The sequence below is a fragment of the Brucella tritici genome (assembly GCF_008932285.1).
Taxonomy (GTDB): Bacteria; Pseudomonadota; Alphaproteobacteria; order Rhizobiales; family Rhizobiaceae; genus Brucella; species Brucella tritici.
This window is the reverse complement of record NZ_WBVY01000002.1, coordinates 780588-803950: the sequence shown is the minus strand read 5'-3', so window position 1 is coordinate 803950 and position 23363 is coordinate 780588. Positions and strand designations below refer to the sequence as shown.

The following is a 23363-nucleotide window of genomic DNA, read 5'->3' as shown; positions in this document are numbered from 1 at the left end:
GGCTCCGCCAATCAATCCGGCCAACGCAGCAAGCCGTCGAAGCGATGCCTGCTTCGATCCTCAAAGGGAGTGGCGATAATCTCGTTCGATGCCCGGGCTTTGTCGAGTTCCTCCCCAAGACGTTGAGCAACAATGGTCTCCTGCCCTGGATGGAGATTGCAGGGATCGAGATAGAAATAATTGTGTTCCACCTCGTGATCTCGGGTGATGATCGGCGGGTTCCCTCGGGCAAGAGCGGTTACCATATCCCAGGCCGTGATGTGGGCGTCAGTGGCCGATACGATCACTCGCAGGCGGTCGAGCGGGTTGTTGGTCGGATCTGGTTCGATCAGAGCCGTGATGCCGGGACGGCCATCCAGCGTCTTCTTCCACAGTTCCAGATATGTAGTCTCCCTTTCGCGAATTCCGGCATGGTCGCGCTTTTCCCACGCTTCCAGCGCGGCCATAACGCCATAAATGCTCTCTTTACCAACTTTCATGCCGCGCCCGATACCGAGATTTTGCAGGAACGCATTGCGGACAAGCTCCTTCTTACCTGCAACGATGCCGGAGGTCGGACCGCCCAGAAACTTGTGTCCCGAATAGATTGCGAGGTCTGCGCCCTTTTCCAGAAACAGCTTCAAGTCGTATTCAGATGCGGCATCCACGATCACTGGCACACCCTTGGCATGCGCGATCTCGACAAACTCACTGAGATGCAGAAGGCCATAGTCGACGACGTGGTGCGATACGACATAAACCGCCGCAGCCGTCTTTTCGGTAATTGCATTTTCCATGTGATAGCGATGCGTTGATGTTGCCTGTCCGATCAGAACGACCTTGCCTCCCGCAAGCCTGATTGCCTGATCGACCGGTGCGCCGTAGCTGACCACGTGACCGGTCTGCACCAGAATTTCGTTCTTTTCCGGTGTAGTGTCCGGTAGCCTTTCAATTGCGAGAAGGTTGTTGCCTGTCATAGCTCCGGCAACAGCAAGCGTAATGCCTGCCGAGCAGGACGCGGTGACGAAGCCAGCTTCGCCGCCTGTCAATCGCGCAATCACTTCACTTGCCTTGCGCTGGAGATCATTGACCTCGACGAATTGCGGCAGAATGGCCGCCATCGCCTCTACCGCCTCAGGCACAACGATGGACGCGCCAAGCGATGTCATCGTACCGGAAACATTGATGACCGGTCGAAGCCCGATCTTGCGGCGGATATCATCGGTCATTTCAACTCTCCCATTTCTTTCGCTATCTCAGGCATAGACGGATATACCATAATAATGTAATAACTTCTCGAATTCACATGGAGTACATGAGTGAGCGCATCATCATCCACCATCCCCGCTGAAACGGCCCCCGCAGACGACACCGAAGCCAAGTCGACACGTCGCTCTCGTGTGAGCGGCATAGATCGTGCGTTGCAGGTGATTGATTATCTTTATGAAACCGGAGCTCCGGCTGGTCCCTATGCGATTGCAAAGGCGATCAAGGCGCCCTTGTCGACGGTCTATGTGACCATCGATGATCTCGTTGAAAAGAATATGCTCGCCCGCAACGCGGATGGCGCAATCTGGCTCGGTGCGCGGCTCTATCATTACGGTCTTGCTTATGCGCGCTCGCTTGATTTCATGAGCGTCGCCACGCACGAGATGCATGATCTTTGCCGCGAAGCGAACGAAGCGGTACAGCTGTGTGGACGGGACGGAGATCATATGCTCGTTCTGGCCATGGCGGACGGGCCAAGCCCGTTCCAGGTCGCCTCGCGTGTCGGCACAAGAGTGCCCTTGAACTGGACTGCGTCCGGACGTCTGCTGGTCGGTCATCTGGCTGCAAATGAACGGATCGAGCTTTTCAAGCGCTGCGCCCGAACTTCTCCAACCGGTCGAGCTGAAATCGACGCCGCAAGTCTTTCGGAGGCTGCGGCGAAAGCCTTCGATGAGCGGCTCTCGATCCAGATTGCGGAATCCGATTATGCGGTTGCCTGTATTGCTTCCCCGATCTGCGACCGCGATGGAGAATGCGTTGCGACAATCTCCATCGTGCTCCCGGAACAGAAAGTGCTTTCCGACGAAGGCCGCTACACCAGTCAGGTGCGCGCTTCGGCAGCGAAGATCGAAAAGCTGATGGGTTGGCGCAATCATTGACGCTGTCCTAGTCGTTCAGGGCGATGATCGCTTCGATTTCAACCGTGATATTGCCCGGCAAGGAACCGAAGCCGACGGCTGAACGTGCATGTTGTCCGGCAGCGCCAAATACTTCGATGAAAAGATCGGAGCAGCCATTGATGACGTTGGGGTGCAATTCGAAGTCCGGCACGGCATTGACCATCCCCAACAGCTTTACGACACGCTTCACACGGGAAAGATCGCCAAGCGCCTCGTGCATAACGGCCAGCAGATTGATACCCGTCAGTCGGGCATCCTGATAGGCTTGATCCACGCCAATATCGCCACCGACTTTACCCGCACGCAAATATCCGCTCTCTTCCCGCGGCCCCTGCCCGGAAAGATAGAGGATATTGCCTTCCCGAACATGCGTGACAAAATTCGCGATAGGCGGCGGCGGTGGTGGCAAAGTTATGCCAAGAGAAGCCAGCCGGTCATAGGGGGAGTGCTGTACTTCGGTCGTTTGGGGAGAATGAGACACGAATTTTCCTCATCATTTCGTCACGGGACGTTCCCGCAAATTCAATGCTGCGCCGACAGTGTCAGCGCCACGAATAGCCATGGCTATGACGAACAAGTTTGCGCGCACGCGGTATATAGCGGCTGGCCGTGATGGCCTCGGCACCGATGACTGCGTAGCGGGGTTCAAAAAGCCTGTTCAGGCGAGACACATCGCCATTGGAATCCGTCGCTTCCAGGTCGGCGTCGACCAGATCAAAGATTGTGAAATCTGCGCGCTGTCCTACCGAAAGCCGGTTTTCCATCGAGAGCTTGATCACCGACGCCGGATTGTGCGTGACAGCTTCGATGACATTTTCGAACGGCATGTTGACCGACAGCAGCTTGGACATGGTTGTCGCCAGATCCCAGACAGGGAAATTCATCGAATGGCCATGCAGGTCCGTCGAGATTGAGAATGGAAGGAGGCCACGTTCAATTGCCGCTTCAGCAACCTTAAACGAGAAGGACGCCCCGCCATGGCCGATATCCAGCCGGATACCCTCGCCTGCACAGCGTTCCGCGAGGTTGAACAGGTCTTCGTCTTCCATAATGCTGGAGCCGGATTTGCCGTTGAAGCAATGCGTGACCACATCGCCAGGGCCAAGAATTTCAAGAACCTCGTCATAGAGCGCGGGCGGCTCGCCTACATGCACCATCATAGGCACTTTGAGTATCTTGGCGATCTTCTTGCCAAGCTTGACCGGCGTAACGCCCCATGACCCGGTTATGACATGGCTAGCCCGGACCTTGATTCCGACAATATGCTCACTGTTGGCTGCATAGCATTCGAGAATACGGTCAAGATCGATGTCCTTGATGTCTCGCAATTCCGGAACCCGGTTGCAGGCGACAAGGCCGATTGAACCGAGATTGAGGAAGGCTTTGATCCGTTCCTTGGACGGTTCGATGATATATTCCCGAAAGCCATGAAAATTGGCTTCTCCCGCCGAACCGGCATCAACGAGCGTTGTCACCCCTCGCTCAGCACCACACTCCGAAGGGCGTATCGAAATATCCGTGCCGCCATGCCAGATATGGACATGTAGATCGACCCAACCCGGCGAAATCCAGGCTCCCTTGCCATCGACACGCTCCACCTCTGCCGGTGCGTTCAACGACTTGCCGATGGCGTAGATGTTGCCGTCTTTCCCGACCAGAATATCGGTCGTCGTATCTGAATGTTCTGCACCGAAAGCTACCGGTTTGACATTGGTGATGAGAAGCGGCTTCGCCTGTTCACCGGAAATCATATTACAAATCCCTTCGCAGTCTTGGATCGAGCATGTCGCGTAGTCCGTCGCCAACCATCTGGAGCGAGAGGACGGAAAGAATGATGGCGAAGCCGGGGAAGTAGGTCATCCAGTCGGCTTGTCCGATATATTGGCGTCCTGCGGCAATCATGGTTCCCCAGGTTGGAATCTCGGGGCTTACGCCGAGACCAAGGAAGGAGAGCCCCGCTTCGGCGAGCATTGCGCTCGCAAAGAGGAAAGTGCACTGCACGATGATGGGCGAGATCAGATTTCTCAGCACGTGCCGCGTCATGATGTGGAATGTCGAAATTCCAAGCGATTGAGCCGCTTCGACATAAGGCAATTCACGGATCACCAGCGTTGAGGCGCGCACGATGCGCGCCAGCCTCGGTGCGTAGACGACAGACAATGCAACGATGACCGTCGCCAGCGATGGGCCAAGCGCAGCGACCAGCGCAATGGCCAACAGAATATCGGGGAACGCCATCATCGCGTCGATCAGGCGCGCGATGGGCGTATCCAGACGCTGGAAGAAGCCTGCGAGCAATCCGAGTGCCACCCCTATGATCGCCGACAGGACGACAACAGCCGCGCCCACCATGAGTGACAGCCGTCCGGCATAGATCGTACGCGAAAAGACGTCACGCCCGAACTCATCCGTACCGAACCAGAACATCTCGCTCGGCGGCTTTAGACGGTTGACGATGGATAGCTTCGACGGTGAATAAGGTGCGATCCAGGGCGCCAGCAGCGCGAGGATAGCAAAGACTGCAAGCACAATAATGCCGGCCGCTACCGTCTTGCGTTTGAACAGACGACGGATGAACAAAGCCCGTTCCGAAGAGGCTTTTTGCGTGGTCGTAACAAGATCGGCCATCAGTAGCGAACCCTCGGATCTACGAACAGATAGAGCATATCGATGATGAAATTAATCAGAACATAGAGCCCTGCTATGACGAGCAGCGCGCCCTGAATTACCGGATAATCCCGTCGCAGGACCGCAGACACGACAAGATTGCCGACCCCCGGCAGGCCGAACACCGTTTCCGTCACCACGGCTCCGGAGATCAGGACGGCTGCGGTGAGACCGATTACAGTCAGGATCGGGATCAGCGCATTCTTCAATGCGTGCTTCATGATTACACGCCGCTCAATCAAACCCTTTGCACGCGCCGTGCGGATGTAGTCATCACCAAGAACATCAAGCATCGAGGCACGTGTGAAGCGCAGGATCAGAGCAGAGGAAACCAACCCCAGTGCGATGGCTGGCAGGATCAGATGATACATTCGATCCATAAAGCTCGAACCCGGACCGCCATAGCCGGACACAGGAAACAGGTTCAGCCGGACCGCAAAAAACTGCATGAGAATGAGGCCGAGCCAGAAGCTCGGTATGCTCGCTGCAAGCATGGCAACCGTCGTTGCAGCCTGATCGACAAAAGAACCACGCCGATAAGCTGCATAAACTCCAACCGGCAGAGCAATTATGCACGCAATCAGAAGCGAAAGAACGGTCAGGAAGAATGTTGGCTCGGCCCGGTCAAGCAATGCCGCACCGACCGGCATGTTGAGAAAGATCGACTGACCGAGATCGCCCTTCAGTAGCTGACCGATGTAATAAAAGTATTGAATGACCAGCGACTGATCGAGGCCAAGTCGGGCGCGCAGATCGGCAATGTCCTGCGCCGATGCGTCCGGTCCAAGCATGACAGCGGCAGGATCACCGGGCGTCACCCGGACAATCACGAATACAATCGTCACGACCAGAAACATGACGACAGCCATGCCGACAAACCGCTGAAGGATGTAGCGCACCATGCGATCAGATTCTCCAGATTGAACACTTCAGCAAATGCCGACCGGACAGACGGCATTTGCATTGCCCGGAAGTTTACTTCTTCAGCGAAGCATTCCAGAAGTAAGGCCACGGTGCTGGCTCAACGCCCTCCAGCTTGGTGGACATTGCCGCGACAGCGTTGAAGTCGCCGATCTTGATCAGGGGCAGCTCATCATAAATGGTCTTCTGAACGTCTGCCCACAGCGCAATGCGCTTTTCCGGATTGGATTCAGACGTGAATGCATCGACTACGGTTTTACGCGCTGGCGTGTCCCACCAACCCGGCGAACTGGTCGACAGAGAGCCCATCAAAGCAGGCTCGGGCAGGAAAGGGCTGTGCGTTATGTAGATATCCCAGAGCTTGGGATCAGCGCGGCGCTGCGTCAGTGTCGCCCAATCGACAACCTGCAAATCCACATTGAAACCGGCAAGCTTCAGATATTCTGCAGCCACCTGCGCCATCTTGTAATGGAACTCATACTGGCGGCTGGTCAAAATGCGTAACGGCTCGCCATTATAGCCAGCAGCCTTCAATTCTTCGGCTGCAGCTTCCGGCTGGGCCACATTATAATTGCCTTCAACGCCAGCGTCGGTATTCCAGACGAAATTGGACGGATAGAAAGCACCGTCCAATGCGTAGAATTCCGTACTGCCAAACGCAGCCGCAAGCATGTCTTCCATGCTCAATGCGTGGGTTACGGCCTTGCGCACAGGCAGTTTCGACGCCACGCCTTCCTTGGTGTTGAAAACAAAGACAGGATAGCCGAAGGGCTTGAGAAGCAATGGCTGGGAAGCTGTCGAAGACTTGATCTTGTCAAATGACTCAACCGGAATGGAATCGACATAATCATACTGTCCGGAAACCGCTGCTTCGACGCGAGTGTTGGCGTCCGGGAGCGATACGAAGCGGATTTCGTCGAGATATTGATGACGCGCACCGCCATAACCGTCGCTCTCGCCGTCGCGCGACTTGTAACCGTCGAAACGCACAAGCTGAATATACTGATCTGCCTTTCGCTCCTTGAGCATATAGGGACCGGTGCCGATAAACTCGTTCATCGGCTCAGCCTGCTTTTCCGAGGGTATGATGATCGCCGCAGAATTGTTGAAGGCAAGCAAAGAGGTCAATGGCGCATAGGGCTGCTTGAGCGTTATCGTCACTGTGGCCGGATCAGTCGCCGCGATATTTTCGATAAAGGCTGACGCCTGCTTTCCGCGCGAAGCAAGCTTCGTCCAGCGCTCCAGCGACGCAACCACGTCTTCCGACGTCATGTCGCTACCGTCATGGAACTTGATGCCGGAACGCAGCTTGATCGTATAGGTTTTTCCGTCCGCGCTGATTTCGGGCAGGCTTTCTGCCAGCAATGGCGTTGGCTTCCATTCCTTGTCGAAGGTGTAGAGCGTTTCGAAAATATGCTGCGTCACGATACCCACAAGATCGGCAGTGGATACCATCGGGTCGAGCGTCGGCGGCTCGCCGATGGTCGCGACATTGATAACGCCGCCCTTGTCCAGCGCCAGCGAAACACCGGGACTGAAGATCATGGCAGAAGCCAGAAGGAGTGCTAGTTTGATCCGCAAGGCATAACCCCCATTTTTAAATTGTTCCACAATTATGTTATATAAGCTTTTATAACAGAATAACCGAGAACGTGAGGGTGTCAATCCATCAAAGCACCTCGCCTGGAAATCTTTCCGTCGATAAAGATGGAATACTCATACTATGTGCGCATTTCAGATTTTATGGGTGGCAGCTCCAAGGCTGTATCGATATGAGTGCGCCATGACACGCAAAGGCCAAGGTTATCTCTTCACACTCCTCGCGGTTACCATTTTTGCAACGCAGGATGGTATCTCGAAGTATCTTGGCACCCATTATTCGCCGATCCTCATAACGATGATCCGCTATTGGGTTTTTGCAGCGTTCGTTCTCCTGCTTGCAATCCGCTCCGGCGGCATAGCCAAGGCCGCAGCAACGAAACGTCCTTTTCTGCAGGTTTTCCGCGGTATCCTGCTTGCTGCTGAAATCGTCACGTTCATATTCGCCCTCAGCCGCGCGGGCATGGCAACGGCACAATCGATCTTTCAAGGTGCACCGCTATTGGTGACAATGCTCTCCGTACCATTCCTTGGCGAAAAGGTGGGCTGGAGACGTTGGACAGCCATCATCGTGGGGTTGATTGGCGTTTTGCTGATTATCAATCCAGTGAACGCGACATTCGATGCAAGCCTGCTTTTGCCCGTGGCTGCAATGGTCATGTTCGCCATTTATGCGGTTGCGACACGCGCCGTCAGCAAGAGCGACGATGCCATGACGAGTTTCTTCTATACCGGCGTGGCCGGTGCTGTTGCCCTCACATTTGTCGGCAGCTTCTATCTCATGCCGATTGCCAGAAGCGACTGGTTCTGGATGGCAGCCCTTTGTGCCTGCGGCATTGCAAGCCATTACTTTCTTATCCGCGCCTACAACATTCTGGAGGCCGGAGAAGTACAGCCCCTCACCTATCTGCAACTCGTTATCGGCGCATGTATCGCAGTCACTGTGTTCCACGAACAATTGACATGGAACATCATCGCCGGTGCGATCATCATTGTCGGCGCCGGGCTGTTCTCGGTCTTCCGCGAACGACAACTTGGCAAAAGAACGCCGCCCGCGCTCGGATAGGTTCCAATTCTCAATGCAGGATAAGCCGGCAAGTCAAGCTGAACGGCATTGCTCACCGGCGTGGCTCGCCCGGTTGACAAATTAAACTTGATAATTTAATTCATGTTTTGACCTCTATTGGTCGCGTAGACTTCCAGCCGGCGCTTGACCTACTGAGAGCGCCGGTCTTTTTATGTCTTGTGTGCAAAACAAGCGCGGTCGAGTGGAACAGTCATGATACAGCCAGCCCCATCGAATATCAGTCATATCGAAACCGATTGCGTGATAGCGGGTGGTGGGCCAGCAGGGCTGATGCTGGGGCTTCTGCTGGCGCGCTCAGGTGTCAATGTGACCGCTCTCGAAAAGCACCCGGATTTTCTGCGCGATTTTCGCGGCGATACAATTCACCCGTCCACCCTTCAGGTCATGCATGAACTCGACTTGCTGGATGGCCTTCTTGCCCTACCCCATACTAAAGCGCATCGGCTACATGCGGAAATCGGCGGCAAGGACATCACAATAGCCGATTTTTCGAGAATTCCCGCTCAATGTCGTTTCATCGCTTTCATGCCGCAATGGGATTTTTTGGACTATATTGCACGCGAAGCCGCGAAATATTCGAACTTCAGACTCATTATGTCGGCGAGCGTGGTCGATCTGATCGAACGGAATGGGAAGGTCACCGGCCTCCTTGCGACAACATCCGATGAATCGATCAGGATTAATGCCAAACTCGTCGTAGGGGCAGACGGGCGAAACTCCATGGTTCGCACAAAAGCCGGTCTGGAGGTCGAAAGCTTTGGCTCGCCAAGCGAAATTCTCTGGATCAAGCTGTCACACGCTCCCAATGACCCGCCCTATACGATGGGCCACGGCGGTCCTCGACAGGGGTTCGTCATGATCGATCGCGGCGATTACTGGCAATGCGGTTATGTGCTCCGCAAACAGACCTTTGCTGACGTTAGACAAGGAGGACTCGCTGCACTCCGCAAGGCAGTTGCGGAAGTCTCCCCGTTGCCTGCCGACCGAATGGATGAAATACGCACATGGGATGACGTTCATCTCCTGAGTGTCCGCATCGACCGACTCAAAACATGGTGGAAGCCGGGGCTTCTGTGTATCGGCGATGCCGCTCATGCTATGTCGCCAATCGGCGGCTTTGGGGTCAATCTCGCCATTCAGGACGCCGTTGCAGCAGCAAATATTCTGTCCGCACCGCTTCAGGAAAACCAAACTTTGGAACCGCACCTCGCTGCAGTCGAAGCACGGCGTCGTTTTCCGACAAAGGCAACACAGAAGCTTCAATTGATGATGCGCAGCGATCGCCGCAAGCGTGAAACGAACCATACCAGACGCGACGGGCCACCTTCGTTTATGCGCCACCTCGCACGCTGGCCGATCCTTGCACATCTGGCGGGCAGGCTGATCGGGGTCGGCTTCCGCCCGGAACACGTCCGAAACAATTAAGCGGAGAGCTTCAGTCCATATCGTCAAGTTCGTCGTGAATACCGGCAACGATCTCCAGCCGCTGTTGCGCCGATTTGCCTGCATGCGAAGCATAGGTCAAAGCGAGAAGCCGAATGGCGCTGCTGACGGCGGTATAAGATGCTCCCAATGCGAAGCTGTCTACATGACAGGGCAGCACGACGCGCGCATAACGCTGCGCCTCCGAAACCGATCCCCGGTCCGTAATGGTCACAATATTCAAACGGCTCGTAGCCGCATAACCAAGAATTTGTTTCAACAATGCCCGATGCGGAGGCAGCGTAATCAGCAACAACACATCTTTCGGGCCAGTCATGGCAAGGTCTTCAGCCCACGAACCCTGATTGATACCAAGGATCATCACGCTGTGACGCAACCTCGAGAACAAGAGCCGCGCATAACGCGCGAACCCTTCCTCGTCGCCTATTCCGACCACCCAGACACGCGGCGCTTCTGCGAGAAGTTCGGCAGCTTCACGCATCTTGTCGGATCGAAGCGCCTCGAATGTTCGGGTTATATTGGCGATCTCCAGATCAAGATGCGCACTGATGGTACGCACCAGCGGCACTTCTTCGTCAACCGTACTTGAATATTCAAAAGGTTCGGTGCGATTGCGCTCCTCACGCGCCTGAAGTTTCACTTCATTGAAATCGGCATAGCCCAGATGCTGAAAGAAACGAGCTGTGGTCGCCTTGGATACGCCAGCCATCTCCGCGATTTCAGTAGCGGAATGTATCAGGATGTCGTCCTCGCGCTCGAGAACGAGTTGCGCGATTTTCTGCTCGCCTGCAGTGAGCTTTGCGTAGCGCTCCTGTATGCGCAGTACCAGACGTGAAGCCATGTGCGTTTATTCCGAATCTCTCTGTGCACTAAAAAAGCTTATCATCGCCTCTTGCAATACTGAAACATTTGTTTCATTGATAATGAAACATTGAAATTCATGGAATCTCCATGGCGTATTCCCGCAGCATACGGCAGCGCATCTGGGATCGGCTGAAAGACGTCGCCCGCCCTGATGCACGCTTCCACTTCAAATTCTCGGAATTCATACCGGACTTTGAAGGTGTAGAGGTAGCTACCGATCGCTTGCTGGCGGTCGAAGGGATTGCGAAAGCCAAACTGGTTTTTGTGACGCCAGATAATTCCATGATCGAGTTGCGCCGTCGCCTGATCATGTCGGGTACACCATTCATCATGCCGACCTACGGCATGCAGCGCGGCTTTCTCCTGCTGGAACCGGGATCCGTTCCCCCGGGGTTGGAGAAAGCCGCAGCCTGGCTTGACGGTATGGAACATTTCGGTCGATCGGTCAGTCTCGAAGACCTGACTCATATCGGCCGTTTTGATGTCATTGCGACTGGCGCATCCGCTGTTTCCATCGATGGAGTCCGCTTTGGCAAAGGCCATGCGTTCTTCGATCTGGAGTGGGGCATGTTCACAGATCTGGGTCTTGCCGACGAGCAGTCTTTGATCGCAGCAGCCGTTCACGACGTACAGATCGTGGAGGAGCGCCTCAACGTATCGGAGAACGATATTGCTCTCGATTTCATTGCCACGCCCAGCCGCCTGATTGAGATAACACGTAACCGTCGCAGGCCGCGCGGTATTCGCTGGAACGACGTTTCAGCCGAAGAAATCCAGTCCATCCCGCCGCTGCGTGAGCTTGCGCGCATGCGCGGCATTGCCTGACAGTTCAGCACCAAAAGGAAAATTCAATGAATATTGCCCTGGATCGCCGCCGTTTTCTCGGACTTATGGGCGCCGCAGCCGCTCTGCCAGCTATGAGCCGTTTTGCCTCGGCGGATGCACCGTTCAACTTTCAGGCCTCCTGGATCAATGACGCAGAATTCAGCGGTTATTTCATTGCAGTCGACAAGGGCTTCTATCGCGAAGAAGGCCTCAACCTGAACTATATCTCCGGTGGCCCCGACGTCATCCCGGAAAGCACGATCATCGCGGGCAAGGCCGACCTGACCCTCACCACTCCTGACACGACGATCAAGGCAATCGTCGAACAGGGGGCGCCTTTCAAGATCATCGGCGCCCAGTATCAGAAGAACCCTATCGGCATTATTTCGCTCGCCAAAAACCCGATCAGGGAGCCAAAGGACCTGATTGGCAAGACGCTGGCTGTGCCGCCGGTCAATGTCATCTCGGTCGAAGCCATGCTGAAGATTTCGGGCATCGAACCTTCTCAGGTCAACATCGTTCCTTACGCCTATGATCCAACGCCGCTCATCAAGGGTGAAATCGACGCTTCGCTCGACTTTACGACCAATGTTCCTTTCACCATCAAGCAGGCAGGCGAAGAGGCCGTTTCCTTCCTGCTCTATGATTTCGGCTTTACGATCTTCAACGATACGGTTGTCGTGACGGAAGAAACACTCAAAGCAAAGCGCAAGGATCTCGTTGCTTTCCTTCGAGCAAGCCGCAAGGGCTGGAATGAAAACCTCAAGGACCCGGCAGCCTACCCACCAAAATTTGCCGACAACTGGTTCAAGGGTACGGGCAGGTCGATTGAAAATGAAATCTATTTCAACACCGCCCAGAAGCCGCTGATCGAGTCGCCGAACGGTGTATTCTCCATGAGCGAAGAAGCCATCGAGAACACGATCAAGGCGCTCGGTACGATTGGCATCGCCGCCAAGCGCGATCATTTCGACACTACGCTTCTTGAAGAGATTTGATGCCTGAGATGTCCGGGATCAAGCTTGAAAATGTGACGCGCTCTTTTTCGGGGCGCGGCACGGATGTAATTGCATTATCCGATGTCTCGCTCGCATGCCCGACCGGCTCGTTCACTGCACTTATCGGGCCGTCCGGCTGTGGCAAGTCGACTATGTTGCGACTGGCACTCGGCCTCGACCAACCCGACAGCGGCTCGATTTCGGTCATGGGCAAAAGCCCTGCAGAAGCAGCAAAGGCCGGACTGACCGGTGTGGCTTTTCAGGATGCGGCGCTCATGCCCTGGCGCAGTGTCGAAGACAATATTGCATTGCCGCTGGATGTACTTGGCCAGTCTCGCTCCGCAAAGGCTGAGCGGATTGCCGAATTGATCGCCCTTGTTGGCCTCAAGGGCTTCGAGAAGGCACTTCCAGGTGAGCTTTCAGGTGGCATGCGCCAGCGTGTGGCAATTGCCCGCTCCCTGGTCACCGATCCGCGCGTTCTGTTTCTCGACGAGCCTTTCGGCGCGCTTGACCAGATATTGCGCCGCCAGATGAACATCGAGCTTCAACGCATTTGGCTTGAAAGCAAGGCGACCACCCTGCTCGTTACCCATGGCATAGACGAGGCGGTTTTCCTCGCCGACCGGATCGTGGTGATGCACAGTCGCCCCGGACGCGTCGCGCAGATCATCGATATTCCGCTGGAACGCCCACGCAGCCCCGAAATATTCAGCACATCGCAATTCCATGCGCTGGAGGACGCTGTCGCGGAGGCTCTGCATGGCTGACATGAAGCCATCAAACCATTTCTCTACCTTGCGCAACTGGGTCATCCTCATTGCAGCCTGGGAGATATGCGGCCGCTTTTCCCTGATCTCAGGTGGAGCCTTGCCGGCACCTTCGGCAATTCTGGCCCGCCTGTGGATCGACCGAGCCGATTATCCAGCCCACATACTGGCCACGCTTCAGGGCGCAGGTTCTGGCTTTGTCATTGGCAACCTTGTTGCCGTTGCTGCAGGCATTCTGTTCGCTCTCTTTCCGGCTGCCGCGAAACTGGGACGTGGCGTCAACATCGCGATTTTTGCACTGCCTCCAATTGCCATCTCGCCTATTCTGGTGCTGACTTTCTCAGGAATGACGCCGCGTATCACGCTGGCGGCACTCGGTTGTTATTTCATCACCATGGCCGCTACCGTGACCGGCATCAGCCAGACAGACCGCCGCATGGTGGATATTGTTCGTGCCTATGGCGGCAGCCGATGGAAAGTGCTGCGTCTGGCGCAATTGCGATCCGCCCTGCCGTCAATCCTTGCCGGTCTGCGAATTGCGGCTCCGAATGCAGTTCTGGGCTCCATTCTGGCCGAGTTTGGTGGCGGCGGACGCTTTGGTCTCGGCGCCTATCTGATCGGCTCTCTCGGGAGAGCTGAACCGACCCGGCTCTGGGGTATCGGTTTGTGTGCTACCTTGCTTGCAGGATTGGCCTATGCGCTCTTTTCCATCCTTGCAAAAATGCTGACCGGCAGCACCAAGGCCATCACCGTCCCAGCCAACGCTCCGAACGCTACCCCGCGCAGCTCGCGTGGTTTGAATTTTATTCTCGTCATTTGTTCGATCGCGCTTCCATTCGTCTTGTGGTGGCTACTGCTTGTGGCCATGGGAACACCGGCCATGATTGCCAAAACGCCGACCGGACTGTTCGACTATCTGTTCCTCGCTCCATCGGCAGCTCCCGCGCAGGCAAAATTGCTGACGGCGCTTTCGCAGACTTTGCCGCTTACCTTTCTGGGCATGGCAGCAGGCATCCTCTTCGCCTTTGCACTCGCTATCGCCTCCGTCGCCAAACCTGCCATCGTGCGCGGCTTCATGCCTGTCGCTCTTGTCACGCAGACGATGCCGCTCGTCGCCCTGACGCCCCTGCTCGTTTTGTTGTTGGGACGCGGACCGTCCGTCATCCTCTGGATCACGGTGTCGGTCACATTCTTCCCTGCCTTCGTGACCATGGCGCAGGGTATGGCACTGGTTCCTCGTGCGGCGCTGGACGTGCCCCGCGCCTATGGTGCGAGCATCTGGACACAAATCCGTCTGGTATCCGTACCCGCCTCGCTGCCCTATCTCTTCGCTGCCATTCGCCTTGCCGTACCCCGCGCTTTGCTTGGAGTCATGATTGCCGAATGGCTGGCCACGGGTACGGGGCTCGGAAACCTTCTCAACCAGTCACGCGGATATCTCGACTACGGCATGATCTGGGCCGTTGCGGTGGTGTCCGTCATGCTGTCCGTCTTTTTCTATCAAATCGTAGCCCTCTGCGAGCGTCAGGTGCTCGCACGCCGAGGCATGAGCCCGGCAGACTAAAATGCAAGGAGTTCCCATGGAAATCACCGATCACAAAGCTTCCGTTCGCGAACGTGTGTGGAGCGAGTTGCGCAAGGTCGCTGTCCCGGATAGCCGTTTCCATTTCGACTTTGGCGAGTTCATCGCGGATTTCGAAGGTGGAGAGGATGCGGTAGCCCGTCTGACAAGCCATCGCTATTATCAGAATGCAGATTTCATCTTCATCACGCCAGATAATTGTCTCGACCGCCTGCGTCTTCAAGCTTTGAAAGACGGTAAGACCGTTCTGATAACCACATATTCGATCAAGCGCGGCTTCTGGGTTCTCGATCCGAAGTTGATTTCGCCGGACTATTATCTTTATGCCTCGACGCTCGACGGCATGGAGCGTGTAGGACAGCCGGTAACGCTGAAAGATATCTCGGCCATGCCGGTCGTCGACTACATGGTTACCGGCACCGGCGCGATCAATCTCGAAGGGGTCCGTTTTGGTAAAGGACATGGTTTCTTCGATGCCGAATGGGGCATGCTTTACCGTCTGGGCCGCATCACCGCCGCAACGCCAGCAGCGGCGGTCGTGCATGATTGTCAGGTTCTGAGTGAAAAGCTGACGCCGGATGTCTACGATACAGTTGCGGACGTGATTTTCACCCCCACCCGCACAATCGAGGTGAAGGACCCGCACAAGCCAACCTGCGGCATCATCTGGGATCGTCTCGACCCTGTCATGTACGAAACGATCCCTCCGCTTCAGGAACTGAAGGCCATGGGGCTATAGACAACGTCCCTCCGAAACCTCAAAAAGCCGGATGCATTTATCGCGTCCGGCTTTTTCCTTACATGCCAATCACGAGCTTCAGCGCAATTGACCACATCGTTACGGCAATGATGCCTTCCAGAATACGCCACGAAGATGGGCGGGCAAAAATCGGGCGCAGCCAGCGGGCACCAAAGCCAAGCGAAAAGAAGAACACGAAAGACGCCGTGATCGCACCTGCGGCAAACGATGTTTCCAAACCTGGAAACTGCGTGGAGATCGTTCCGAGAAGGACGACAGTATCCAGATAGACATGCGGATTGAGCCATGTCAGCGCCAGACAGGTTGCAAGCGTCTTGGTGAGACTCACGGATGCCCCGTTCGCAGTGGCCAGAACAGCCGACGAGGTAAAAGCGGAATAGAGGCTGCGCGCACCATACCAGATCAGAAAAGCCGCTCCGCCATATCGCATAATGGGATCAAGCGCAGGCATGATGGCAGCGATCTTCTGGAAGCTTGTGACGCCGATCAGGATCAGGATGGCATCCGATACGGCACAAGCAAGGCTTACAGCAAACACATGTTCATCGCGCAGCCCTTGCCGCAGGACAAAGGCGTTCTGTGCACCGATGGCAACAATGAGAGTGAGGCCCATGGTAAGGCCGGTTACATAGACTGAAGGATTCATAAATGGTCGCCATCTGGGGTCAATTGGCACTTGGATACTGGAAGTTAGGGAGTTAGAATAGTTAAACTTTATAACTTCAATTTAGGAATTCTAATGATCGACTATTCCGCCTTGAGAGCAGTGGCGATGGTAGTTCAGACAGGCAGTTTTGAGAAAGCCGCACGGGCATTGAACGTGACCCCGTCAGCGATCTCACAACGTGTCAAACATCTCGAGGAGCGGCTTGGTGCCGTGCTCATCGAGCGAGGTTCTCCTTGCATGGCCACAGAGAAAGGCGACTGGCTATGCCGGCATATCGAACAAGTGGGCATGCTTGAACGCGAACTTCTGGCGGAATTGCCTGGATTGTCCGGCAGCGAGAATACTGCACAGCGCGTAACGCTTCATATAGCGACCAATGCCGATAGTCTCGGCACGTGGTTTCTGAAAGCGATTTCGCATTTCGGCACGTCATCGGAGTATCTCTTCAACATTGCGGTAGACGATCAGGATCATACTGCCGAATGGCTGCGGCGCGGACGCGTCGTTGCTGCCGTAACCTCCCTGTCCAAACCGGTTCAGGGCTGCCGTCTGACGCCGCTTGGTATTCTCCAATATCGCGCCACGGCATCACCAGATTTCGTCGCTCGCCACTTTCCCGGTGGAATAACCCGCGATGCTATCGCCAGGGCCCCGGCTCTGACATTCAACCAGAAGGACAGATTGCAGGATCAGTGGGTGCGCGCTGCCCTCAGAGCCGACATAGCATGCCCGACACATTGGCTTCCCTCGACACAGGCTTTTGTCGATGCAAGCCTATCAGGCATGGGGTGGGGGATGAACCCGATGCAGTTGGTGGGTGACCATTTGCAATCAGGCAGGCTCATCGAATTGATCCCGGACACACCGTTGGATATTCCTTTATTCTGGCAGGTCAACCGCCTTGTGGCTGACAGGCTTGCAAGCCTGTCACAGGCGGTTTTGACGACGGCACGACAGGAGCTTGCCCCCATCTCAAACAAATGAGGCAAGCCATCAATTCCAAAAATCACATTGAAACAATGGGATAGAGAAGGATTTTCTTCACTGATCCTGTCAATCACCATCTGTTTTCTTGAACGTGAACAGCGATTGAGCGATGCATGATGAATGAAGCTCCTGTTCCTCATCGCGGCGCTGATCGCCCTTGTCTTCCTCGGCTGCTATTTGCAGATGTTTTTTGCCGTGCCATAAAAGCGGCACCCCTGGTCCGCCTGCCTAAGCCCAGGAGCTGGAGCACTCAATAAAGCTGAGCCTTACAAGAAAAAAGGCAGGATCAATGATCCTGCCCTGTTTGTGCAACGCCTGCTGCCTCCTCACAGACCCTGACATGCTCTGCCAGTGCCTCGAGTTGCAAGAAAGCGCTTATGGTACAGATATCCCGCTTCTGAAACTTTGGAAGTTCCTGAAGCTCCTTCAATCTGGTGAGAAGTGCACCGCGGTTCATGGTTTTTCCCTCCATCTTTTTCGGCTATCCGCAAATTTGGTACTAATCAGGCTGCCCGCACCTTCGCTTTCGTCTTCAACGGAAGTTCGATATCGACTTCGAGCGTCGACATCTGATCGCCCCGATCCATTTTCACGCTAACCTTGTCGCGATCAATCTGGATATGTTTGGCGATAACGGCGAGAATTTCCTCTCGCAATACCGCAACAAGATCAGAATGTTCGTGTGACGCCCTTTCATGGGCAAGCAGAACCTGCAACCGTTCGCGCGCTTGCGGCGCGGAAGCAGGCTTGCTGAAGAAACGAAACAGGCTCATGCCGCTCTCCTTCCGAAAAGTTTACCCAGAAGGCCGCGCTTTTCGGATGGAACAGTCATCGGCACTTCTTCACCGGCGAGGCGGCGGGCTGCGTCGAGATAAGCCAATGCAGGCGCACTGCGCTGATCGGCAAGCGTTACGGGCGAACCAATATTGGATGCCCGCAGAACATCCTGGCTTTCCGGAATAATACCCAGAAGCGGGATGGACAGAATTTCGAGAACGTCATCGACCTTCAGCATGTCACCGCGCTCGGCGCGCACCGGGTCATAGCGGGTCAGCAGGAGATGCTTTTCCACGCGTTCGCCACGCTCGGCCTTGAGTGTCTTGGCATCCAGCAAACCGATGATACGGTCGGAATCGCGCACGGACGACACTTCAGGATTCGTGACGACCACAGCCATATCCGCATGACGCATGGCGAGCGTGGCACCGCGTTCGATCCCGGCAGGGCTGTCGCAAATGATCCAGTCGAACTCTTTCTTGAGATCTTCCATGACGCGGTCGACGCCATCGGTGGTCAGGTTATCCTTGTCGCGCGTCTGTGAGGCAGGCAGCAGATACAGTGTCTCAAGGCGCTTATCGCGGATCAAAGCCTGTGGAAGCTTCGCGTCACCCTGAATGACATTGACCAGATCGAACACGACGCGGCGTTCTGCGCCCATGACGAGGTCGAGGTTACGCAGACCGACATCGAAATCGATAACGACAGTCTTCTCGCCGCGTTGTGCCAGCGCAGCACCGATTGCAGCGGTTGATGTCGTTTTGCCAACGCCACCCTTACCGGAAGTTACAACAATCACTTTTGCCATATTTGTCTCCTGTATCTCCCGCGCGCCTCCAGAGCATTCGTTACCCGGGCTATGAAGTGCTCTGCTTTTCTTTTACGACACTCAAAAGTGCCTTAAATCCTATTGGAATCTGCTTCTCTCAAAGCTTCTCAACTCTGAGGGCAATGCTAAATCAGCGTTTCTGCCATCATATAATCGCCGTCGAGCCAGAGCTGGACCGCCTGTCCACGCAACCGGCTCTCCATGTCTTCGGCCGTCTTGTAGAGGCCGTCGATGGCAACGAGTTCTGCTTCCATCTTGCGGCAGAAAATGCGCGCATCGGCATTTCCGGCTGTTCCAGCCATTGCACGACCGCGCAACGCGCCATAAACGTGGATCGAACCACCTGCCACCACTTCAGCACCGGACGCTACAGAGCCAACAATCGTTACATCACCGTCCGGAAAATAGACCGACTGGCCAGACCGAACCGGCTCGGTGACGACCATCGACGGAACAGCCTTGACAAGTTGCACCGACGCGGAGGCAACCGGTGCACGCTCCTGAGGTTTCGGCTCTGTGATCTCCGGGTCGAAATCTGCTGCAGGCTGCCCACCACGCATTGCGGGCGGCATACCTGGGCCCAACAGAGAGGGCCGCGCATTTTCAAACCCCGTAATCCAGACGCCACGTTTAACCAGATCCTCAAGCAACTGAACCAATTGGGGACGCTCAATCGAAACATTCTCCAGATCGAGAACGATCGGGCGATTCAGAAAGAACCCCACTGAACGGGCTGCAAGATCGTCCAGCTTGTCGAGCCAGCCATCGAGCGGCAGTTCAGGCGAGAGTACCAGCGCAAGAAAGGACCTCCCTTTCAAGCGGATTGGACGAGACTGTGTTAGCACTTGATTCATCTTGGTTAAAAAACGGTTTATCCGGTCTATATGCGCAATGGTTAACAGATGGTTAATTTCTGAAGCCCAAATAGTTCCAACTGCGGGAGCAGCCGGTCCCTTTTTGACGATCAGAACATAACTATCAGCGGGCATTAAAGTGCTGCGCGTCCTTATGGGAGCACGCAGGACACTCCAAGCTATTGAAACTACACATCACGCTTTCCGAAAAGCGATTCCGAGTTTCGGACTGATGCGGTAGCCATCGGACACGGAACGCAACATTGTGCCCGATTGAACAGCCAAAGGCACTTCCAGCTCGAAAGCGACTCAGCCTATTCTTAATTATAAACGGACAATCGGATTGATTATTGCGGTTTCTTAGCCCATCCACAGAAGACGTTGCAAAAATATAAAATTAAATTCCGATCAAATGTGACGCTGCGTAATGTATTATATTTTTATAATATATTTTTATTTAGCCATAAATCGAGAATATCTTACACTGAGCGGAACTCGATAAAAATCTATCCGATTCTTTTTAAATCATATTTCTTCTAATTAGTAGACACTTGCAGATCAGCTGGATCATTTTCTGATATTGTCAGCGCTTCATCAAGAATTGCATGAACAATATGCGCCATGAAAAACCTTCAGGCGGCCCATCAGCCGACCTGGTCGATGCAACGAGTGAGTATAACTCAGCGAAGCAACAGCGATCTTTCTGATCGTTGTCTTTTCTCTACGAATGCCGTCCTCGTCAGTAGGAATGATCCCTGACTGACGCACGGAATATAGATTGTTTGGAAGGTTCCGCTCAAAGGAACCGCCTCGCGTTTGGGCGGGGGGCTTAGGGGCGCGAGGCGGGCGAGCTCTCAGGAGTGCACGCACAGGGAAAATGGAACGTTAGCTCCGATTCTGGAATTAACAATACGTTCCAACCTGAAAAATTACGTGAGCAGAGTATAGAAAAGCCCACAACGCCTGGGAGGAAGAGAGCGTTGTGGGCTTAATCTGTAAGCGCGATTGGGAGGAGGAGTATCGCGCTTGAGGTCCGGTTCTTGGGAGGAGGAGTGAACCGGACGCATTTTTAATAGCCTGCCCAGCCGATCCACTCAATCAACAAGCTTGCATTGCTGATATGCACTTTCAACAGACCCAAAATGAAAACCGCCTCGCAGCGAATGAACGCGCTGAGGCGGCATATCTCCCTCGAAAGCCCCCAATCGAAGAAGATGGAGGAACTTACTCATAGCTTTGACAAAAATAAATAGACAATCTGCACACGCACTTGAAAATCTGGTGAACAATATCAGCCAATGGTTGAAGATTCTTGCTTCAAAAAACTTTTCCGCGTCTTCAGCCGCTCGATTAAACACTGTTCAAGATCGGATATAGTTCAGTCGTGCAGTGTGATCAAAATGCTCTTAAGCCGGTTAGAATCTGAATGAGTATCAATCAAATATCTTACACTAATTTCAGTATTTTCTGAAAATCCTAGAGTTCTATTAGGGGGTTGCTTTCTTCACGAGCGCGGTTATTGTTCCTCTCACTTGGAGGAGGGAGTACCGCCCCAGCGCGCTAGACCGCTGCGGGGCGGTTTCTTTTTTAGCTACCCAAAAATGCATATCTGCATTGCAGCGTTGCCCCTTGTAAGCAGCGGCCCTTATTCCTATTTTGGTCTTGTTCGGTTTTACTCCTCCTCCCAAAAACCGAACCCAAAGCGCGATACTCCTCCTCCCAATCGCGCTTTATAGATCCGCCCACTGCACACTCCTCCTCCCAGTGCAGTGGGCGTTCTCTTTTCTGAAACTCGTCACCCATATAAAAAATTGAACCCAATCGGACGGCCCCGTGGCTATTTCAGTAGTTTTAAGGGTTTGCAGATAATTTCTGCACGGGATGCACCAGGGAGCGGGGTTCCATGTTCTTCAGCACGACCTTCAAATCGGCCAGACTATCGCTGCTATGCGCGCCTTTGTTCTGGCTGGGTTTTGTTCTGGTTCTGCTGATCGCGCTTCTGTCATTCAGGCTCAATGCCCCTATTGGGCCGATGTATTGGGACAGCTATATCTATTTCGATGCAGCCCAGCGCATAAGAATGGGCCAAATTCCAAGCGTTGATTTTTCCACACCTGTCGGACCACTTGGCTATTATCTTTTTGCATGGGGGCACGCCCTGTTCCCGCAGGCGCAACCGCTTTTGCTCGTTCAATGGTCAATATTGGCCGTTGCAGCCCCTCTGATGGCATGGGTACTGGCAGAGATTCGCCCCCACAATCGAACAACCGGGTTTCTGATCCTTGTTCCATTTCTGGTTTTCGCAATCTTTCCAGCCAATACACAGAGCTTTTACCCCTATCCCGGGCTGGATGGGTTTGGCATTTATAACCGCCATACATCGCTTCTGCTCTACGTGCTGATGTGCGGACTGCTATTTATGCGCAACGGCACAAAGCTCGCGCTCTTTTGCGCGGCAGTGATGCTCACCCTGCTTGTGATGAAGGTGACTGGCTTCCTTGCAGGCGGGCTGTTCGGACTTGCAGCACTTCTCGCTGGGCGAATCTCAACCCGCAACGTTCTGCTGGCCGCTGCCGCTACCGCAGCATTTCTGCTTGCCCTTGAACTGCACAATGGGATTATCAGCGGATATATTCGCGATATTGCTACATTGGTCACACTGAACGAAGAAGCCCTGCTCCCGCGTTTCCTGACCGTCATATCCTTGAAGCTGGACGTTATTCTACCGACAGTAATCTTTGTTCTGGCCCTTTTCTGGAATGAACAGTGCCAGTCCAGTGAACAGAATCGCTTCTTCGACCGGAGCTCTGTCTGGCTCACCATTGGACTTCTGGGCGGCATCATCCTTGAAACGCAGAACACCGGAAGTCAGGAGTTCATATTCCTTTGGCCCATCCTACTTCTGATCTTTCAGCGGATCAAAGCCGTCCCCGAGAAGCTCAAAATCGCCTTCGTCTTGCTCGCTGCCTTCTGTGTCATTCCGACATTTACCAAGGTTGTGCACCGTACCCTGCGCGCCGTTGCCGTAGCTCCAACTTATGTAGAACCGTCTTTGCCGGAACTGAAAAATCTCGGGCAGGTCCTAACCCGGCCCGACTTCCTGCAGCGGGCAGAGCTTTTCGAAACCCATTACCCGGAAAACAATACAGCCTATGACGCGCTGGCAGCACAAGGCCAGCTACCTAGCTGGCAGCTTTATTCGGAAATCGATTTCCAGGTGTACTGGCTCGTTTCTGCAAACCAGGTGGTAAAGGATCTGAAATCCTTCGAGACCCAGAAGAATCTTCACTTGCAAAGCATCATGTCGCTCGACTTCGTCAATCCATTTGCGTGGATATTGGATCGCGATGCGACACGGCATATCCAGATCGGCGCCGATCCCTTCCGCACAGTCCCGGCGTTATCCAAGGAAACGAAAGCTGCCGTAGAAGCAACCGACGGCATATTGCGCCCGAAATGTCCAACAACGACCAATCGGCTTGCCTTGCAGAAAATATATGCCGAAGCGCTACAGGATCGTGCCGTCGTCGCTTTGAACCCCTGTTGGGATTTGCTGCTTCGTCCCGGTCTCATTCCTTAATCAGAAACG

Annotated in this window: 21 protein-coding genes; 10 read left to right on the top strand and 11 right to left on the bottom strand. The window is 54.4% G+C overall.

The features are described 5' to 3' along the window. Positions 1-11: 11 nt before the first annotated feature. Positions 12-1208 (bottom strand): aminotransferase class V-fold PLP-dependent enzyme, encoded by a 1197-nt coding sequence (locus F9K94_RS09080; RefSeq protein ID WP_151645077.1) that lies wholly within the window; start codon positions 1206-1208, stop codon positions 12-14. A 90-nt stretch (positions 1209-1298) separates the two neighbouring features. On the opposite strand from F9K94_RS09080, the gene F9K94_RS09075 reads away from it, so the two are divergent. Then, on the top strand, positions 1299-2126 hold the full coding sequence (locus F9K94_RS09075; RefSeq protein WP_151645075.1) for an IclR family transcriptional regulator: 828 nt from the start codon (positions 1299-1301) through the stop codon (positions 2124-2126). A 7-nt stretch (positions 2127-2133) separates the two neighbouring features. Here the strand turns inward: F9K94_RS09075 and F9K94_RS09070 are convergent, their stop codons facing one another. The 5 genes from F9K94_RS09070 to F9K94_RS09050 form a co-directional block, all read right to left on the bottom strand. Next, entirely contained in the window at positions 2134-2628 is a 495-nt protein-coding gene (locus tag F9K94_RS09070) for a RidA family protein (RefSeq protein ID WP_151645073.1), read from the bottom strand. Positions 2629-2689: 61 nt separating this feature from the next. After that, the gene (locus tag F9K94_RS09065; protein ID WP_151645071.1) at positions 2690-3898 is read right to left on the bottom strand and encodes an amidohydrolase/deacetylase family metallohydrolase; all 1209 of its coding nucleotides are present in this window, start codon (positions 3896-3898) and stop codon (positions 2690-2692) included. A 1-nt stretch (position 3899) separates the two neighbouring features. Further along, positions 3900-4775 (bottom strand): ABC transporter permease, encoded by an 876-nt coding sequence (locus tag F9K94_RS09060; protein WP_151645069.1) that lies wholly within the window; start codon positions 4773-4775, stop codon positions 3900-3902. Further along, positions 4775-5716, bottom strand: coding sequence for an ABC transporter permease (locus tag F9K94_RS09055; RefSeq protein WP_006469698.1), 942 nt, complete (start codon positions 5714-5716; stop codon positions 4775-4777). The genes F9K94_RS09060 and F9K94_RS09055 overlap by 1 nt, the downstream gene beginning before the upstream one ends. A gap of 73 nt (positions 5717-5789) precedes the next feature. Then, positions 5790-7280 (bottom strand): ABC transporter substrate-binding protein, encoded by a 1491-nt coding sequence (locus F9K94_RS09050; protein WP_407922040.1) that lies wholly within the window; start codon positions 7278-7280, stop codon positions 5790-5792. Between the two features lie 238 nt (positions 7281-7518). On the opposite strand from F9K94_RS09050, the gene F9K94_RS09045 reads away from it, so the two are divergent. Continuing rightward, entirely contained in the window at positions 7519-8400 is an 882-nt protein-coding gene (locus F9K94_RS09045; protein ID WP_151645065.1) for a DMT family transporter, read from the top strand. Positions 8401-8613: 213 nt separating this feature from the next. Continuing rightward, entirely contained in the window at positions 8614-9846 is a 1233-nt protein-coding gene (locus F9K94_RS09040) for an FAD-dependent oxidoreductase (RefSeq protein ID WP_151645063.1), read from the top strand. Between the two features lie 10 nt (positions 9847-9856). Here F9K94_RS09040 and F9K94_RS09035 read toward each other — a convergent pair whose 3' ends face one another. After that, a complete protein-coding gene (locus tag F9K94_RS09035; protein WP_061346652.1) occupies positions 9857-10705 on the bottom strand; it encodes a MurR/RpiR family transcriptional regulator in 849 nt (282 codons plus the stop codon). A 110-nt stretch (positions 10706-10815) separates the two neighbouring features. Between F9K94_RS09035 and F9K94_RS09030 the strand changes: the two genes are divergently transcribed. Genes F9K94_RS09030 through F9K94_RS09010 form a run of 5 tightly spaced genes read left to right on the top strand, consistent with a single transcriptional unit; the run spans position 10816 to position 15639 of the window. Beyond that, the gene (locus F9K94_RS09030) at positions 10816-11553 is read left to right on the top strand and encodes a 5-formyltetrahydrofolate cyclo-ligase (RefSeq protein WP_151645061.1); all 738 of its coding nucleotides are present in this window, start codon (positions 10816-10818) and stop codon (positions 11551-11553) included. Between the two features lie 26 nt (positions 11554-11579). Next, positions 11580-12551 (top strand): ABC transporter substrate-binding protein, encoded by a 972-nt coding sequence (locus tag F9K94_RS09025; RefSeq protein ID WP_151645059.1) that lies wholly within the window; start codon positions 11580-11582, stop codon positions 12549-12551. Further along, entirely contained in the window at positions 12551-13318 is a 768-nt protein-coding gene (locus F9K94_RS09020) for an ABC transporter ATP-binding protein (RefSeq protein WP_151645057.1), read from the top strand. Before F9K94_RS09025 ends, F9K94_RS09020 begins: the two co-directional genes overlap by 1 nt. Continuing rightward, positions 13311-14882 carry an ABC transporter permease gene (locus tag F9K94_RS09015; RefSeq protein ID WP_151645055.1) on the top strand — a complete coding sequence of 524 codons (1572 nt, stop codon included), beginning with the start codon at positions 13311-13313 and terminating at the stop codon, positions 14880-14882. The genes F9K94_RS09020 and F9K94_RS09015 overlap by 8 nt, the downstream gene beginning before the upstream one ends. Before the next feature lie 16 nt (positions 14883-14898). After that, complete coding sequence (locus F9K94_RS09010) at positions 14899-15639, top strand: 5-formyltetrahydrofolate cyclo-ligase (RefSeq protein ID WP_061346657.1); 741 nt, start codon at positions 14899-14901, stop codon at positions 15637-15639. 58 nt (positions 15640-15697) lie between these two features. Here the strand turns inward: F9K94_RS09010 and F9K94_RS09005 are convergent, their stop codons facing one another. Continuing rightward, entirely contained in the window at positions 15698-16306 is a 609-nt protein-coding gene (locus F9K94_RS09005; RefSeq protein WP_109986786.1) for a LysE/ArgO family amino acid transporter, read from the bottom strand. Positions 16307-16399: 93 nt separating this feature from the next. On the opposite strand from F9K94_RS09005, the gene F9K94_RS09000 reads away from it, so the two are divergent. Further along, positions 16400-17311: a LysR family transcriptional regulator ArgP gene (locus tag F9K94_RS09000; protein WP_151645053.1), complete on the top strand. Its 912-nt coding sequence runs from the start codon at positions 16400-16402 to the stop codon at positions 17309-17311. A gap of 506 nt (positions 17312-17817) precedes the next feature. Here the strand turns inward: F9K94_RS09000 and minE are convergent. The 3 genes from minE to minC all read right to left on the bottom strand — a co-directional run bounded on the left by minE (position 17818) and on the right by minC (position 19774). Beyond that, complete coding sequence (gene minE / locus F9K94_RS08995; RefSeq protein WP_006468449.1) at positions 17818-18087, bottom strand: cell division topological specificity factor MinE; 270 nt, start codon at positions 18085-18087, stop codon at positions 17818-17820. Continuing rightward, complete coding sequence (minD, locus tag F9K94_RS08990; protein WP_010660936.1) at positions 18084-18899, bottom strand: septum site-determining protein MinD; 816 nt, start codon at positions 18897-18899, stop codon at positions 18084-18086. Before minD ends, minE begins: the two co-directional genes overlap by 4 nt. Before the next feature lie 146 nt (positions 18900-19045). After that, positions 19046-19774: a septum site-determining protein MinC gene (gene minC / locus F9K94_RS08985; protein ID WP_151645051.1), complete on the bottom strand. Its 729-nt coding sequence runs from the start codon at positions 19772-19774 to the stop codon at positions 19046-19048. Positions 19775-21677: 1903 nt separating this feature from the next. Here minC and F9K94_RS08975 point away from each other — a divergent pair. After that, a complete protein-coding gene (locus tag F9K94_RS08975) occupies positions 21678-23354 on the top strand; it encodes a hypothetical protein (protein ID WP_151645049.1) in 1677 nt (558 codons plus the stop codon). Positions 23355-23363: the final 9 nt, after the last annotated feature.